Raw genomic sequence first — 15,784 nt, 5'->3', positions numbered from 1 at the left:
TCGCGAGGTCCGTCCCCGCGCGATCCCACTCGGTGGTCCGGAATCAGCCGCCGTTCATCCACTGTCGCTTCAGATTCCAGTGGTTGACCCACCACGCCTGTTCCGCCGCGGGATCTGAGCCCGCCGCCGGGGGCGGTGACTCTCCGGGGAAGAGCCCCTGCGGGTTGGGGGCGCCGACCCTGGTCGGTGTCGGGGGCGCGGCGGGCGCGGTCGTTTCCGGCGCGGGGTTCTCCTCGGGCGCAGGCGCCGGATCGCGCGGCAAGGTTGTGGTGGGGGCCGGAGCGGCCACGGGCGGTGCGGGACGGGGTGTGTCGGCCCAGATCCTGTTGTCGGGGATCGGTGTCGTCACCGGAGCAGGCGCCGGGGGTTGGGCGGCCGGTGGTGGCGGCGAGGCTGTGGGCGAGACCTGTGGTTCGGTGGTGGTCGGCGCGGCGGTCGATGGCGGCGTGCTGCTGGTGGTATCGAGGGAACGCGCGTTCATGGTCGGTGCGCTCTCGTCCATGGCCTGTGACACCACGAATCCGGACACACCGAGGACAGCCGCGACGGCCGCCGCGGTCAGCACCACAGCGCCTCGGCCCCGAGCCGCGCGCGCAGGGGGAACGGCCTGCTTTCGCGCCTGGTCGGCGGCGATCAGCGCCGCTCCTCGCGCCGTGGCGTCGGCGGGATCCGGCAGGAGGATCACGCGGGCGGTGAGTTCGTAGCGCAGGGCATTGGCGATCTCCGGATCGACCGCCGACGAACCGCTGAGGGCGACCGCGTCGGCGTGTGCCGGGATCGACGCCAGCATCGATCGCACGCGACCGATCGTCTCGGTCATCGCGTCGCTGTCGACGGCGGGCCCCTCGACCGCGACGTCCTCGGCGAACCCGGTGGTCCAGCCATCCGAGGCCAGGATCTGGCGACGATCCGGCCCGACCACTACGGCGGTCGCGGTGTGATCGGCCAGGTGCAGCATCAACACGGTCCCGAACGCACCGAGTTCGGGCAGGTCGGCGATCAGCGCGAACAGCGCCGATCGGGTCGAGACCAGCGACGATGTCCGCCACGGCCCGCCCGCGAGCTCCGAGACGATCCGCTGCCGGTCCTCGGTCGTGTGGTACGCCACGGCGACGTCGGCGATGGCGGGCGCTGTCCGAGCGAGTGCGTCGAGTGTGTCGACGATCGAGGCACCGTCGTCGCCACGCTGGTGGACTGCCCGCAGGACTTCGGATGGTTTCCCTGGCGTGTTGGCCAGGAGCACACCCCGCACGACAGTGCGTTCCGCTGATATTCCGATTGTGGTCGTCATAGATCACCCACTCGATAGATGTATAGCTTTCGGAGATTCGTGGCGGTTGCGTTCGCCGATTGGTTGATCGGTGGATTGTGATGTCTATTACAGGGGTGGTCGGCGCGTGCTCGGGGGTCGGCTGCGGGCCGACGCCCCGAAAATCACTCATCTAGACTTCGAGACGGCTACCTCGCCTATCCCGTCTGCGCATTCAGGAGCGAACAATGTCCTCCCTTCGTCCTCCGCTCGCCGGTCTGGCCGAAGTGGTCGCGGGTGACGCCGCACTGCGGATGGTCACCGACCTGGTCGGCAAATCCGGGGTGGAACTGGTCGCGCCATCGGCCGTGCGGTCGTTCGTCGCCGCGACGATCGCCGACCAGCGTTCGCTGGTGGTGGTGACCGCGACCGGTCGCGAGGCCGACGATCTGACCGTGGAACTCACCGAGCTGCTCGGTCCGTCGGTGGCGATGTTCCCGTCCTGGGAGACCCTGCCGCACGAACGTCTCTCGCCCGGCCCCGATACCGTCGGCCGCAGGCTGGAGGTACTTCGCAGGCTGGCCCATCCCGAGGACACCGTCTATCCCGAACCGCTGCGGGTCGTGGTCACCACGGTGCGTTCGCTGATGCAGCCGATGACGGCCGGGCTCGGCGATATCGAGCCGGTGGTGCTGCGGGTCGGCGGTGAACACGATTTCGACGAATTGCTCGCTCGCCTGGTGGAATTCGCGTACACCCGGGTCGACATGGTGGGCAAGCGCGGCGAGTTCGCGGTGCGCGGCGGCATCCTCGATCTGTTCGCGCCGACGGCGGATCATCCGGTGCGCGTGGAGTTCTGGGGTGACGAGGTCACCGAGATCCGTCCCTTCTCGGTCGCCGATCAGCGCTCGCTCACCGAGAGCACCGTCGACACGGTGGTCGCGCCGCCGTGCCGGGAGTTGCTGCTCACCACACCGGTTCGCGAACGCGCCACCGCGGTCGCCGCCGACAACGAGGCCGACGCCTCCCTGGTCGAGATGCTGAACAAGATCGCCGAGGGCATCCCCGTCGACGGCATGGAAGCCTTGCTGCCGGTCCTCGCGCCGGGCCAGCTCAGCCTGCTCACCGAGGCGCTGCCCGCGGGCACCCAGCTGTTGCTGTGCGACCCGGAGAAGATCCGCACCCGCGCGGCCGATCTCGTGCGCACCGGCGAGGAGTTCCTCGAAGCCTCATGGACGGCCGCCTCGTTCGGTAGCGATGCGCCGCTGGGCGCCAACGGCCTCGACCTGGCCGCGTCCGGCTACCGTGGTCTGCCCGAATTGCGTACCAGCGCGGATGAACTCGGCCTGCCGTGGTGGACGCTGAGCCCGCTCAGCTCGGGTGACCCGATCGAGGTGAACCTGCCGGTGGCCCCCGGGCCCACCGCGCGCGGGTCCGAGGAACTGGTCGCCACCATCTTCGCGTCGTTGCGCGCGCACGTCGCCACCGGTGCTCGCGCGGTCGTCGTGGTCACCGGTCACGGCACGGCCCAACGCGTGCTGGAACGGCTCGGTGAGGCCGAGGTGCCCGCCGCGCTGCTGCCCGCGGGGGCGGTGCCGGAGCCGGGGGTGGTCGGCGTGCTGTGTGGTTCGCTGCACGACGGGCTGATCTTCGATGACGCCGGACTGGTGGTCGTCGCCGAATCCGATCTCACCGGCAACCGGGTCACCGCGCCCACCGAGGGCAAGCGGCTGCCCGCCAAGCGTCGCAACCAGGTGGACCCGCTGGCGCTCACCGCGGGCGACATGGTGGTGCACGACCAGCACGGCATCGGCCGGTTCGTCGAGATGATCGAGCGCACCATCGGTGGCGCGCGCCGCGAGTACCTGGTGATCGAGTACGCGCCGAGCAAGCGCGGCCAGCCCGGCGACCGCCTGTTCGTGCCCATGGAATCGCTGGACCAGCTCTCCCGCTATGTCGGCGGCGAGCTGCCGAGCCTGTCCAAGCTCGGCGGCTCCGACTGGGCGAACACGAAACGCAAGGCGCGCAAGGCCGTTCGCGAGATCGCGGGCGAGCTCGTGCAGCTCTACGCCGCCCGCCAGGCCGCCCCGGGTCACGCCTTCGCCCCGGATACGCCGTGGCAGCAGGAGATGGAGGACGCGTTCGCGTTCACCGAGACCGTCGACCAGATGACCGCCATCACCGACGTGAAGTCGGATATGGAGAAGGCGGTGCCGATGGACCGCGTGGTCTGCGGCGATGTGGGCTACGGCAAGACCGAGATCGCCGTGCGCGCCGCGTTCAAGGCGGTACAGGACGGCAAGCAGGTCGCCGTGCTCGTGCCGACGACCCTGCTCGCACAGCAGCACCTGCAGACCTTCACCGAACGCGTCGCGGGCTTCCCGGTGACGGTGAAGGGGCTGTCCCGGTTCACCGATGCCGCCGATTCCAAGGAGATCATGGCCGGGCTGGCCGACGGCTCGGTCGACATCGTGGTCGGTACGCACCGGCTGCTGCAGACCGGCGTGCGCTGGAAAGACCTCGGCCTGGTGGTGGTCGACGAGGAGCAGCGCTTCGGGGTGGAGCACAAGGAACACATCAAGGCGCTGCGCACCCACGTCGACGTGCTCACCATGTCGGCCACCCCGATCCCGCGCACCCTGGAGATGAGTCTGGCCGGCATCCGCGAGATGTCGACCATCCTCACCCCGCCCGAGGAACGGCATCCGGTGCTCACCTATGTGGGCGCCTACAACGACAAGCAGGTCACCGCGGCCATCCGCCGCGAGTTGATGCGCGACGGCCAGGTGTTCTACGTGCACAACCGGGTGTCCTCGATCGACAAGGCCGCCAAGAAGATTCGTGATCTGGTGCCCGAGGCGCGGGTGGTCGTGGCACACGGTCAGATGAACGAGGATCAGCTCGAGAAGACCGTGCAGGGATTCTGGGAGCGCGAATACGACGTGCTCGTCTGTACCACCATTATCGAGACCGGCCTCGACATCTCCAACGCGAACACCTTGATCGTGGAACGCGCCGATTCCCTCGGACTTTCGCAATTGCACCAGTTGCGCGGCCGCGTCGGTCGTTCCCGTGAGCGCGGCTACGCGTATTTCCTGTACCCGCCGGAGAAGCCGCTCACCGAGACCGCCTACGACCGCCTTGCCACCATCGCGCAGAACTCCGATCTCGGTGCGGGTATGGCCGTGGCGATGAAGGATCTCGAGATCCGTGGCGCGGGCAATGTGCTCGGCGCCGAACAGTCCGGTCACGTCGCCGGTGTCGGCTTCGACCTGTATGTGAGATTGGTCGGCGAGGCCGTGGAGGCCTACCGCGCGGCCGCCGACGGCAAGCCGATCGTCACCGAGGAGAACAAGGAGGTGCGCATCGATCTGCCGGTCGACGCGCACATCCCGCCCGATTACATCGCCAGCGACCGCCTGCGGCTCGAGGGCTACCGCAAACTGGCCTCCGCCCAGGATGATTCGGCCCTGGCGGCGGTTATCGAGGAGCTCGTCGATCGTTACGGTCCGCTGCCGGTGGAGGTCGGGCGGCTGGTGGCGGTGGCCAGGTTGCGCCTGCTCGCGCGGGAGTACGACGTGTCCGAGATCGTGGTCACCGGCTCGTCGCTCAAGATCGCGCCGCTGAGTCTGCCCGATTCCAAACAGCTTCGGCTCAAGCGGATCTATCCCTCGGCCAACTATCGCCCGGCGAGCGGGTTGATCACCCTGCCGCTGCCCCGGATCACCGACAGCGTCGGCGCCGACCGGGTACGCGATGTGGCGGTGCTGCAGTTCGTGGCCGATCTCCTGCTGGTGCTGGATGGCAAACCACAAGGGATGGTGGACCTTTCGGTGCCGACCGAACCCGCGGCGGCGCGATGAGTTCGGAGCTCTCGCGGGAGCAGACCGACGCCGCGATCGTCGCCGCGGGACTGTCCGAGGCCGTCGAGGTGATGGATCGGCTCTGGCGGTTCGGCGGCTGGGAGCGCACCCAGACCCACGATTCGCTGCGCCCCTACCTCCTCGAGGAGACCTACGAGCTCCTCGACGCCATCCAGGCCGGCGATGCCGAGACCATCCGCGAAGAACTCGGCGATCTGCTGTTGCAGGTGCTGTTCCATTCCCGGATCGCCGAACACGCGGGCGAATTCACCGTCGACGATGTGGCGGCGACCCTGGTCGACAAGCTCGTCCATCGCAGCCCCTATCTCACCGACGCCGATTTCTCCTCGGGCGCCTCGGTGGCCGACAAGATCGCGGCGCAGGAAAAGGCATGGGAGGAGCGCAAATCCGCGGAGAAATCCCGCCGCTCCTGTCTCGACGGCATCGCCATGGCCCAACCCGCCCTCGCCCTCGCCGAGAAGATACGTACCCGTGGCGCCGCCGCCGGACTGCCCGCCGACCTCGTCCCCGACACGCTGCGCGTGGTCGAACTCGGCGGTCCTGATTCGGCCGAGGAACGCCTGCGCACGGCATCGATCGACTTCGCCGCCGCCATTCGCGCCGCCGAGGACGCCGCCGAAGCCGAACGGGGCGCCAGGCTGCCACTCGGCGTGGACGACTGGCACGCCTTCTGGCCGCGCTGAGCGTCATTCGCCGACAGTATCGGTTACCGATCAGCTAACGGTGTCGCGAGGTTATGGGCCCGCTTCGGCGGCTGAGACGTTGCTGAGATCTGATGGATAATCTTGCTCGCGCCAGCGGGCAAGGGCCACACGGCTTTAGAATCGAGGTAGCTCGCCGTCCGCGGCGAGGCAGGGGTCCGGCGATCGTCGAGGTGAGGTTGATGGCTACAGAGGTAGATCCGGCAGGGCAGAGCGTGATGGCCGACCATCCGGAGCTGGATGTGTTGCCGGTATGGCCGCAGGAAACCATCGCGGTGCTGGTGACCACCGATCTGGGGCCGCACGCGATTCCGGTCTCGTGGCCGGTGCGCGCGGGTGATCGGCGGATTCTCATCAGTTTGAAGTCCGATCGCGGGTCGCTGGCGCGGTTGCGGGAGCGGCCGGAGGTGGCGTTGCTGATCCTGGGCGGCGGCAACGTGGCGCTGTGTGCGCGCGGCCGGGCCACCGTGATCGCCGAGCAGATGCCGTCGGCGCAGGATTACACCGCGGTGCAGCTGGATGTCGACGTGATCGACGACCATCGCCAGTCCGCGTTCGCCGTGGACCGTGGTATTCAGCGCACCGTCCTCGACGACACCGAATTGCGGGCGTTGGAGGGACGTGTCGAAACCCTGCGAACCTGGGTCGACGACGAGTCCGCGGCGTAAATTTCTCTACGGCATACCATCCGGATAGAAGGGTTTTCATGAGCGTCACACTCGCCAAGGGCGGCAACGTCTCGCTGTCGAAGCAGACCGACAATCTCACCAAGGTGGCGGTCGGTCTCGGCTGGGACGTACGCACCACCACCGGCGCCGACCACGACTTGGACGCCAGCGCGTTGGCCACCGGCGCGAATCTGAAGGTGCTCTCGGATCAGCACTTCATCTTCTACAACAACCTGCGCTCGCCGGAAGGCACCATCGAGCACACCGGTGACAACCTGACCGGCGAGGGCGAGGGCGACGACGAGACCATCAACGTCGACCTGGCCGCCACCCCGCCGACGATCACCAACATCTTCTTCCCGGTCTCGATCCACGACGCGCAGGCCCGCGGCCAGTCGTTCGGTCAGATCCGCAACGCCTACATCCGCGTCACCGACGCCAACACCGGCGTGGAACTGGCGCGCTACGACCTGTCCGAGGACGCGTCCACCGAGACCGCGATGGTGTTCGGCGAGCTGTACCGCCACAACGCCGAGTGGAAGTTCCGCGCCGTCGGCCAGGGCTACGCCTCCGGCCTCGCGGGCATCGCCCGCGACTACGGCGTGAATCTCTGACGAACCACCCCGAAGGCGGGCGAGCACTGCTCGCCCGCCTTCGGGGTGCTCGCCGGTCATCGTGATTGCGTGACCGGCACCCGTCGCGGCGAGGGCACACTGGCCTGATCGAGCAGCGTGAAGTACTTGCGCAGCATGAGCGCGGCGGTGGTAGCCAAGCCGGCCGTCAGGCCCCACCACACCCCGGCCGCGCCCAGGTGCAGCGGGAACGCCAGCAGCAGCGCCGAGGGCAGGCCGACGCCCCAGTAACCGACCAGCGACAACCGCAGGCCCGCGGAGGTCTCCTTGAGACCGCGCAGGAGCCCGGTGCCGATGTTCTGGGCGGCGTCGAAGAATTGCAGCACGATGCCGATGAGTAGCAGGGTGTGCGCGATGGCGACCGTGTCGGTGTCGGTGGTGTCGAGGAACGGCGCGAGCACGATGTTCGGCGCGAGCACGTAGACGACGCCGGTGACGATCGCGACTGTGGCGGCCATGCGCAGCGCCAGCCAGGCCAGCGCCCGCGCGTGCGCGAACTCATCGCGCGCCACCGCATGGCTCACCAGGATCGACGCTCCCTGCGACAGCCCGATCGCCACCTGGAACACGATGTAGATGACCTGGTAGACCACGTTGTGCGCGGCCAGCGCGGCGGGCCCGAAACTGCCCATCACCAGCGCGAGCACCGAGAACATGCCCGCTTCCGAACCGTAGGTGAGCGCGATCGGGGTGCCGAGGCGCAGTTCCTCGTGCACGGTCGCCCAGCGCACCGGCCACGGCGTCGACGGCAGTGTGGCGCCGAGTTGTTCGTCGTAGCGCACCATCGCCCACAACACGCCGAAGGTGATCAGGAAGACCAGGGAGGTCGCGATGCCGACACCGGTCAGGCCCATCGCCTGAATGCTCGCCCAGCCGTGGATGAAGGCCAGTGCGAGCACCAGGTTCAAGGCCACCGAACCGAGCGTGACCAGCAGCAATGCCTGCGGCCGCTGCATACCGACGGTGTACTGGCGCAATACCTGGAACCACAGACACGGCAGCAACCCGGGCGCGAGCGCGATCATCATCGGCCGGGCCGCGTCGAGCACGCCCGCGTCCTGGCCCAGCCACGGCAGTACCCATCCGAGCCCGATCAACAGCGCGCCGCCGAGCAGCCCGGCGACCGTCGCAATCACGAAGGACGCCCGCATCACCGCGCGCACTTCGTCGTCGGCGCGTCCGCCGCGCTTGTCCGCCGCGCTGAGCGCGCCCGCGATCTGATTCCCGGTGCCGGTGATCAGCCCGACGCACATGGTGCGGATCTGGTTGAACAGCACCAGCGCCAGCCCACCCGCGGCCACTTCGCGCACACCGAGCGTGCCCATCAGCGCGAGATTGGTCGTGGAGACCGCGATCTGCGCCAGTTGGGTGAGCGCGATCGGCGTCGCCAGCCTGGCCAGCGCGTTGCTATCGGTCGCCGTGCCGTTCACCCACCCGCTCCGGGATTCGTCTCGCGCGTGATCGCGCTCACCTGACCTCCATCAATTCGTCTCGGTGCCGCAGCGGTGAGTAGCGGCGCAGCAGCGTGGTCACTTCCGCTTCGGCGGCGGGATCGAGCAGGTCGCGCGCGCTCATCCAGTCGTCGTCGAACACGGTGTCGAGGTATTTCTCGCCACCATCACACACGATGGTCACCACGGTGGAACCGGCCGGGAACTCCGCGAGCCGCGCCAACGCATTGTGCACCGAACCGCCCGCCGAGCCGCCGATCAGGAGCCCGTGTGTTCTCGCGACCGCGCGGGCGGTGGCGAAGGCGTCGACATCGCTCACCTTCACGCCCTCGTCGAGCAGGGCGTAGTCGACGGCGGTGCCGATGGTCGCGCCGGGCGGGGTGCCGGTGCCCGACTGCCAATACGGGCCGCCCTCGCCGCCGAAGGCGATGGATCCCACCGGCTCGATCCCGATCACCCGGGCGGGCAGGCCGAGGTCGCGCAGCCGGGTCGCGGTGCCGAACAGCGAGCCGCCGGTGCCGACCGCGGAGAGCAAGATGTCGACCCGCTCTACGTCGGCCAGCAATTCGTCGGCGACCGCGTAGTAGCCCACGGCGTTGGCGTCGTTGTTGTGCTGTTCGGTGAAGTACGCGTCGTCGCGGGCAGCCGCCATCGCCTCGGCGAGGTCTTCGCGGGCCGAGGTGGCCAGCTCGTCGTCACCGTCGTCGGCGACGAACACCAGGTCGGTGCCCATGGCTCGCATCGCGCGCAACTTGTCCTTACAGGCGTGGTTGTCGACCACGGCGGTGAATCGATAGCCGCGTTCGGCCGCGACCACCGCCAAGCCGAGTCCGGTGTTGCCGGACGTCGACTCGATGATATGCCCGCCATCGCGCAGCAAACCTCGCCGCTCCGCGTCGAGCACCATCGAACGGGCCATTCTGATCTTGGCGGCGCCGGTCGGATTGAACTGCTCGAGTTTGAGTAACAGCCGGGTGCCGGTGTCGGTGACGGCGAGTTCGAACAGGGGGGTGCGGCCGATCAGGTCCGTCACGCGCGTGACGAGAGCCATGGGGTGTTCCTCCATCGGGATCGGTATCTCGGGTGATCAGCGGGCAGTGCTGTCCAGACTCCAGCGTGGTCGGTCCGCGCCTGCGCGCAGCACCACCTTCGGCGGGAGCGGGAGTTCGTGGAAGGGGGACTCGTTGGAATCCATCTGGTACCCGGCGGTGTTCGGGTAGACGAGCAAGTCGCCGGTTCGTGCGCGCCGGGGCAGCGGGATACGTCGTCTGCTCAGCAGGTCGGACTCCAGGCAGGTGGTGGCGCCGACACAGGTGGGGGTGCGGTGGCCGGGGCTTTGCGGCCACAGCACCGGATCGGGGAGGTACTCGCTGTCGAACCACTGCTCGGACAGGCTGAGGCTGGTGCCGTCGACGGTGAGGATGTCGTACGGGTTTCCCTGCACGGTGCGGGTTTTCACGCCCTGGACTCGGAATACCGAACTGCCTGCCCGGTCGAGTAGCGCCCGGCCAGGCTCGATGGCGAGTCGTATTCCGTTGTCGCGCAACAGTGCGGCGAGGCCGTTGTGGGCCAGGATCGCCGCGAGCATGGCCGCGCCGGCGACCGGGAAGTGATAGGGGTAGTAGTCGCCGGGCGGGTTCGTGTGGAACCAGCTGTCCTCGACCGTGTTCTGGAACTGCGCCCACGTCGCAGCATCGAGATAGTCGACGCCGAACCCGCCGCCGATCGAGATCGTTTCCGCCGGATGGCCGTTCGCCCGCGCGCGTCGGCAATGCCCGACCAACGCGGCCGCCTGCTCGGCGCGGGCGACCGCGTCGTAGCCGGACAGGTGGAAACTGAAGCCGGACAAAGTAATCGGTGCGGCGATGGCCTGAATCGCCTGCTCGAGCTCCATCGGATCGAGTCCGAATCGGCTGGTCGATGCTTCCGGCAGCACCCGCAGCAGCACCCGCACCGGCAGCTCGAGCGCGGCGAGCCGGTCGAGTTCGTCGAGTGCGTCGATCGCGATCAACGATCGATGCCGAGCCGCCAACCACAGCAACTCATCGGACTTCGCGGGCCCGGTGACCATCAGGTCCTCGCCCCGAACCCCCTGTCCCAACGCGGCGACGAGCTCGCCGGTACTCGCGACATCGATCCCCGCACCGCTGTGCGCGCACGCACGAGCCACACAGGCCGCCTTGTTCGCCTTCTTCCCGAAGTAGACGAACCCGTCGACGCCGGACTCGGTGAAGACCGACTGAAATGCCGTGATATTCCCCGAGACCCGTTCGGGGAACAGCACGTGAAACGGCCCGCCGACCGCGTTGGCGATCTCGCGGAGCAGCCGGGGATCGGCGAGAAGACGCTGTTCCAGCACGTCGGTGTGGGCGGGCATCGGCGGTGCGCAGTGCGTCGGCCGGTCGGTGCTCGGCGTCGGGTCGACGCCGCGGTCCTCGATCTGCGGCGAACTCGGCGGCACCCGCGTGTCGGATCGGGGCGCGGGGAGCGAGGTGCTGTCCCCGGTGACCCCCGGCCGCGCACCCGTCAGTCCCACAACGGCACCTCCGTGCCACGTCCCTCGGCGATCGCCCTGGCGGCCAACGCGTGCGCGACCGCGATATCGGTGAGCACCAGCCCGCTGTTGTAGACGAAGATCTTCTCGTCCTCGGTGCGCCGGGCCACGGCGCTGCGGGTGAGTACCTGCGGCAGTTCGGCATCCACCGAACGCAGTGTCCCATCGGGTCCGACCATGTCGGTGCCCGTCAGTGCCATCTGCGCCGCGCTGGTGGCGACGACCCGATCGGCCTCGACCAGCGCCGACGGAGCCAGGCCGTAGCCCACCAGTACCGCCACCGAACCCGGTGCCAGATGCGAGGATTCGAGCGCGATCTCGGTGCCGGGCCCGGCCGTGGCCAGCACCACATCGGCCGCCGCGGCCGCCGCGTAGGGGTCGTCGACCACATCGAGCAGCGCGTGCGGTGCCGCGTCGGCCAGGTGCGCGTGCACCGCGGCCAGCCCCTCCGGATGCGTGCCGTACACCATCAGCTTGCGCAGCTGCGGGTTGGCGGCGAGCAAGTGTGGCAACGCATTCCGACCCTGGGTGCCGGTGCCGATCAGCAGCGCGCTCTCCGCCCCGCGCCGCGCCGTCTCGCGTACCAGCAGCGCCGACACGGCGGGCGTGCGCAACGCGCCGACCCGCGCGCAGTCCATCATCGCGATGGGGGCGCCGGTGGTGTCGTCGTAGAGCGTGATGGTCGTGTAGTACCGCTTGGTGCTGCGGTCGTGTCCGGGATCGAACTTGTAGGAGGTCTTCATGGCCACCACGCGTCTGCGCCCGTCGCGGCCGAGCATGGCGTAGGACACCGACGAGCCGCCGGGGTCGGCGACACTCAACTTGCGTGGGTTGTCGGATTCGCCCGCCGCGAAGGCGAGATAGGCCTCCTCCACGGCGCGCACTACTTCGGCGGGGCTGATCGGTACGTCGGCCAGGTCGCTGCGGGAGAGCACGCGCAGCCCGACGCCGCGGTCACGGTTGTTCAACGGATCCTCGTTCATCTGCAATGCCCCGCTCTGCTGTCCGATCAGCGCTCGCCCGGAACGGGGCGACCACGTGTTGGCCATACCCATTCTCGGACGACTCCTGCGCGCGCCGACGGCGTTCGGGCAGTCGGATATTGACGCGCTTGAGCCAGCGGTCGGTGCCGTCGTAGCGCGCGCGGAACGGAACGCGCCCGTGCACGGTGACGTCGTTGTCGAGCAGCAGGATCTCGCCGGGGGCCAGCGCGGGGGCGTGACTGACCCTGACGAGTTCGGCGGTGAGCCTGGCGTAGGCGGCCCGGAAGGCCGCGTCCGCATCGTCGATCGGGGTGTAGGCGGGATCGTAACGTGCTGTCACAGCGCCGTTTTCGTCGCGCCACAGAGTGGGCAGCGGTGCGAGCTGATCGAAACCGGTGCCGTAGGAGACATCCGGCAGGATCGGCAGCGTCGGGGTGGTGAGGGTTCGCAGGTCGTCGTCGGACAGACGCACTTCGCGCACCGAGGAGACCGTGGTGGCGACCCGGTCGGGGTTGCGCAGGCAGATCAGCATGAGCAGGTTCGCGCGCAGCGCGTGGAAGGCGTCCTCGGTGTGCGGGCTGAGTAGGGTGGAACTGCTCGCGCCCGACTGCTCGTCCTCGTGGCCGACGGCGGGCACGATATTGTTGACCAGCCTGCCGTTCTGCTGGCCCTGCCAGCCGAAAGGCTCACCGGCGCAACGCCCGAGCAGCAACATCACGATGTCCAGTTCGAGCGAGCCGGGATGCGTGTGTTCGGCCGCGGCCTGCCAATGCGCCGGGGTGTGGCCGAGATCGGCGTCGTCGACGGGCAACCCGCGCACCACGGTCGCGCCCGCGGCGGTGGCGGGCGGTCGCACGGCGTGGCGCACGCTGTCGGGTAGTTCGTCGGCGCGCTCGGCGATCCGGGCGATCAGACCGGGGTCGTGCAACGTCGCGGTGTGGGGTGCGTCACCTAATCGGCGGCGAATGTCTGCCGCGAGCGATCGGAGCGCCGTGGCGGCGCCGGGATCGAGCTCGCGATATTCGATGTCGTGCTGGTGAATCGTCATACGTTCGGAGAGAACGCTTTTCACCGGTTTCCCTTCTGCGCATCGGTCGAAAGCGGGTGATCTTCAGGCTCGATGTGCGAAGGTAGTGCCTGCCATGTGATTAGGCAAGACTTACCTAACGTGTCGGCGGGAGAAATAGCCGATCCATATAATCTAGCTTTCTACCCGAGTCGCCGGAGTAGGCGCTGAGCAGGGTGTCGCGCGGCACCGCGGTTCGGTGACGGTCGATGTGAGGCTCCCCACGCGGGGGCTCTTTCAGGCTAGCCTCGCCTGATTTACGGCGTCGGGAAAGGGGTTCCGGCGCAAGCGGTTCCAGGAGGTGAAACCTGGCGACGAACACTCGAAGCCAGGAGCGCGGCGGTTTCCTGATCTCGTACTAACATGGGTGGCTCACCGGGTACGGGCGCACTCGTCACCGTCCTCGGTCCGGCCGCCGACGCAGCCCCACCACAGCCTGAGTCCGGCTCATAACACGGGGAGGCGGAATGTCAGTGCAGAAGTTGGGCGTAGCCGCCGCGGTCGCGATCAGCGCTCTGTTGGCGGGGTGCAGTTCGCTCGCGTCGATTCCCGACGACATGCCGCCGGGGCCGGGAGTCGCGCTGCCGGTGATCGACGTCGACGCACCCGGCCGCGCGGCCGAACAGTTGCGCGGCTGGGCCGACGAGCAGTCCGACGCGATCGGCATCCAGCCGGTCGCGCTCGAGGCCTACGGCTACGCCGCGGCCGTGCTGGCGAAGTCGAAGCCCGAATGCGGGATCGCGTGGACCACCATCGCCGGCATAGCCAGTGTGGAGAGCGGACACGGTACCCATCGTGGCGCGGGCGTCGACGCCGACGGCACGGTGCGGCCGGCGATCATCGGCGTCGCCCTCGACGGCACGAAGGGCAACGCCGACATCCGCGACACCGACGGCGGCCGCCTCGACGGCGACACCACCTACGACCGTGCCGTCGGCCCGCTGCAGTTCATTCCCGAAACCTGGAAGCGCTGGGGTGTCGACGCCAACGGCGACGGCGTGGCCGACCCGCAGAACATCGACGACGCCGCCCTCACCGCCGCCCGCTACCTGTGCACCCGCGGCGGCGATCTGACCTCGGCCGACGGCTGGCAGCGCGCCCTGTTCGCCTATAACCAGTCGAACAAATACATGCATGTGGTGCGCGATCGCGCCGCGATATACAGCATCGGCCGCCGCGTGTAGTTGCGCACGGCCCGGAGTGCCGGTTACTCCGCACTCGGCCGAGACGATAGGCTCGGCAGCGCACGGCCCTCCCGTGATACCTACCGTGCCTTCCGTCGTAAGGAGCAGTTTTCGTGGCCATTATCGAACAGGTCGGAGCTCGCGAGATTCTGGATTCGCGCGGCAATCCCACCGTCGAGGTCGAGATCGCCCTCGACGACGGCACCCTGACCAGGGCAGACGTACCTTCCGGTGCGTCCACCGGCGAGCACGAGGCCGTCGAGCTGCGTGACGGCGGCGACCGCTACGGCGGCAAGGGCGTGACCAAGGCCGTCGAGGGCGTCCTCGACGAGATCGCGCCCGCCATCATCGGCCTCGACGCCGTGGAGCAGCGCACCGTCGACCAGGTACTGCTGGATCTGGACGGCACCCCCGACAAGTCCCGCCTCGGCGCGAACGCCCTGCTCGGAGTGTCGCTGGCCGTGGCGCGCGGCGCCGCCGAGTCCTCGGGCCTCGAGCTGTTCCGCTACCTGGGCGGCCCGAACGCCCACGTGCTGCCGGTCCCGATGATGAACATCCTCAACGGTGGCGCGCACGCCGACACCGGCGTGGACGTGCAGGAATTCATGGTCGCCCCGATCGGCGCGCCCACCTTCCGCGAGGCGCTGCGCTGGGGCACCGAGGTGTACCACTCGCTCAAGGCCGTGCTGAAGGAGAAGGGCCTGTCCACCGGTCTCGGTGACGAAGGCGGCTTCGCCCCCGATGTCGCGGGCACCGTGGAGGCGCTCGACCTGATCAGCATCGCCATCGAGCGCGCGGGCTACAAGCTCGGCACCGATGTGGCGCTGGCCCTGGACGTGGCCGCCACCGAGTTCCACACCGAGGGCGAGGGCTACAAGTTCGAGGGCAAGGTCCGCACCGCCGCCGAGATGGGCGATTTCTACGCCGACCTGCTCACCAAGTACCCGCTGGTCTCCATCGAGGACCCGCTGTCGGAAGACGACTGGGACGGCTGGGTGGCACTGACCGACGCCATCGGCGACAAGGTGCAGCTGGTCGGCGACGACCTGTTCGTCACCAACCCCGAGCGCCTCGAAGAGGGCATCGCCAAGGGCGCGGCCAACGCGCTGCTGGTGAAGGTCAACCAGATCGGCACGCTGACCGAGACCCTCGACGCGGTCGAGCTGGCGCACCGCAACGGCTACAAGACCATGATGTCGCACCGTTCGGGTGAGACCGAGGACACCACCATCGCCGACCTCGCGGTCGCCGTCGGCTCGGGTCAGATCAAGACCGGCGCCCCCGCGCGTTCGGAGCGGGTCGCCAAGTACAACCAGCTGCTGCGCATCGAGGACGCCCTCGGTGACTCGGCACGCTACGCGGGCGACGTGGCCTTCCCGCGTTTCACCGGCGAATTCTGAAAGCAGTTCAGG

Annotated in this window: 12 protein-coding genes; 6 read left to right on the top strand and 6 right to left on the bottom strand. The window is 68.6% G+C overall.

The genetic code is table 11. The features are described from left to right. Nucleotides 1-43: 43 nt before the first annotated feature. Complete coding sequence (locus tag NA12_RS34890) at nt 44-1,291, bottom strand: hypothetical protein (RefSeq protein WP_132369689.1); 1,248 nt, start codon at nt 1,289-1,291, stop codon at nt 44-46. Between the two features lie 206 nt (nt 1,292-1,497). On the opposite strand from NA12_RS34890, the gene mfd reads away from it, so the two are divergent. The 4 genes from mfd to NA12_RS17010 all read left to right on the top strand — a co-directional run bounded on the left by mfd (nt 1,498) and on the right by NA12_RS17010 (nt 7,116). Further along, complete coding sequence (gene mfd / locus NA12_RS17025; RefSeq protein WP_067451579.1) at nt 1,498-5,112, top strand: transcription-repair coupling factor; 3,615 nt, start codon at nt 1,498-1,500, stop codon at nt 5,110-5,112. Then, nucleotides 5,109-5,816, top strand: coding sequence for a nucleoside triphosphate pyrophosphohydrolase (locus NA12_RS17020; RefSeq protein WP_067451576.1), 708 nt, complete (start codon nt 5,109-5,111; stop codon nt 5,814-5,816). The genes mfd and NA12_RS17020 overlap by 4 nt, the downstream gene beginning before the upstream one ends. A gap of 200 nt (nt 5,817-6,016) precedes the next feature. Then, the gene (locus tag NA12_RS17015; protein ID WP_243654727.1) at nt 6,017-6,502 is read left to right on the top strand and encodes a hypothetical protein; all 486 of its coding nucleotides are present in this window, start codon (nt 6,017-6,019) and stop codon (nt 6,500-6,502) included. Nucleotides 6,503-6,540: 38 nt separating this feature from the next. Continuing rightward, complete coding sequence (locus NA12_RS17010; RefSeq protein ID WP_067451570.1) at nt 6,541-7,116, top strand: TerD family protein; 576 nt, start codon at nt 6,541-6,543, stop codon at nt 7,114-7,116. A gap of 56 nt (nt 7,117-7,172) precedes the next feature. Here NA12_RS17010 and NA12_RS17005 read toward each other — a convergent pair whose 3' ends face one another. From NA12_RS17005 to NA12_RS16985, 5 genes are read right to left on the bottom strand one after another with little or no spacing between them, the layout of a single operon-like run. Continuing rightward, entirely contained in the window at nt 7,173-8,564 is a 1,392-nt protein-coding gene (locus NA12_RS17005; protein ID WP_067451567.1) for an MATE family efflux transporter, read from the bottom strand. A 37-nt stretch (nt 8,565-8,601) separates the two neighbouring features. Further along, nucleotides 8,602-9,636: a PLP-dependent cysteine synthase family protein gene (locus NA12_RS17000; protein ID WP_067451745.1), complete on the bottom strand. Its 1,035-nt coding sequence runs from the start codon at nt 9,634-9,636 to the stop codon at nt 8,602-8,604. 36 nt (nt 9,637-9,672) lie between these two features. Then, nucleotides 9,673-11,121, bottom strand: a complete 1,449-nt coding sequence (locus NA12_RS16995; RefSeq protein ID WP_243654726.1) for an alanine racemase — start codon at nt 11,119-11,121, stop codon at nt 9,673-9,675. After that, nucleotides 11,112-12,122, bottom strand: coding sequence for an ornithine cyclodeaminase family protein (locus NA12_RS16990; RefSeq protein ID WP_174551099.1), 1,011 nt, complete (start codon nt 12,120-12,122; stop codon nt 11,112-11,114). The genes NA12_RS16995 and NA12_RS16990 overlap by 10 nt, the downstream gene beginning before the upstream one ends. Continuing rightward, nucleotides 12,094-13,170: a TauD/TfdA family dioxygenase gene (locus NA12_RS16985; RefSeq protein WP_084472827.1), complete on the bottom strand. Its 1,077-nt coding sequence runs from the start codon at nt 13,168-13,170 to the stop codon at nt 12,094-12,096. Before NA12_RS16985 ends, NA12_RS16990 begins: the two co-directional genes overlap by 29 nt. 485 nt (nt 13,171-13,655) lie before the next feature. On the opposite strand from NA12_RS16985, the gene NA12_RS16980 reads away from it, so the two are divergent. Both NA12_RS16980 and eno read left to right on the top strand, forming a co-directional pair. Then, nucleotides 13,656-14,372, top strand: a complete 717-nt coding sequence (locus tag NA12_RS16980) for a lytic transglycosylase domain-containing protein (protein WP_067451561.1) — start codon at nt 13,656-13,658, stop codon at nt 14,370-14,372. A 113-nt stretch (nt 14,373-14,485) separates the two neighbouring features. Next, nucleotides 14,486-15,772, top strand: a complete 1,287-nt coding sequence (gene eno, locus NA12_RS16975) for a phosphopyruvate hydratase (protein WP_067451558.1) — start codon at nt 14,486-14,488, stop codon at nt 15,770-15,772. Nucleotides 15,773-15,784 lie beyond the last annotated feature (12 nt).

It is taken from the genome of Nocardia alba NBRC 108234 (genome assembly GCF_001612665.1).
Classification (GTDB): domain Bacteria; phylum Actinomycetota; class Actinomycetes; order Mycobacteriales; family Mycobacteriaceae; genus Nocardia; species Nocardia alba.
The sequence above is the reverse complement of the archived record's forward strand: the minus strand, read 5'-3'. Positions and strand labels throughout refer to the sequence as shown.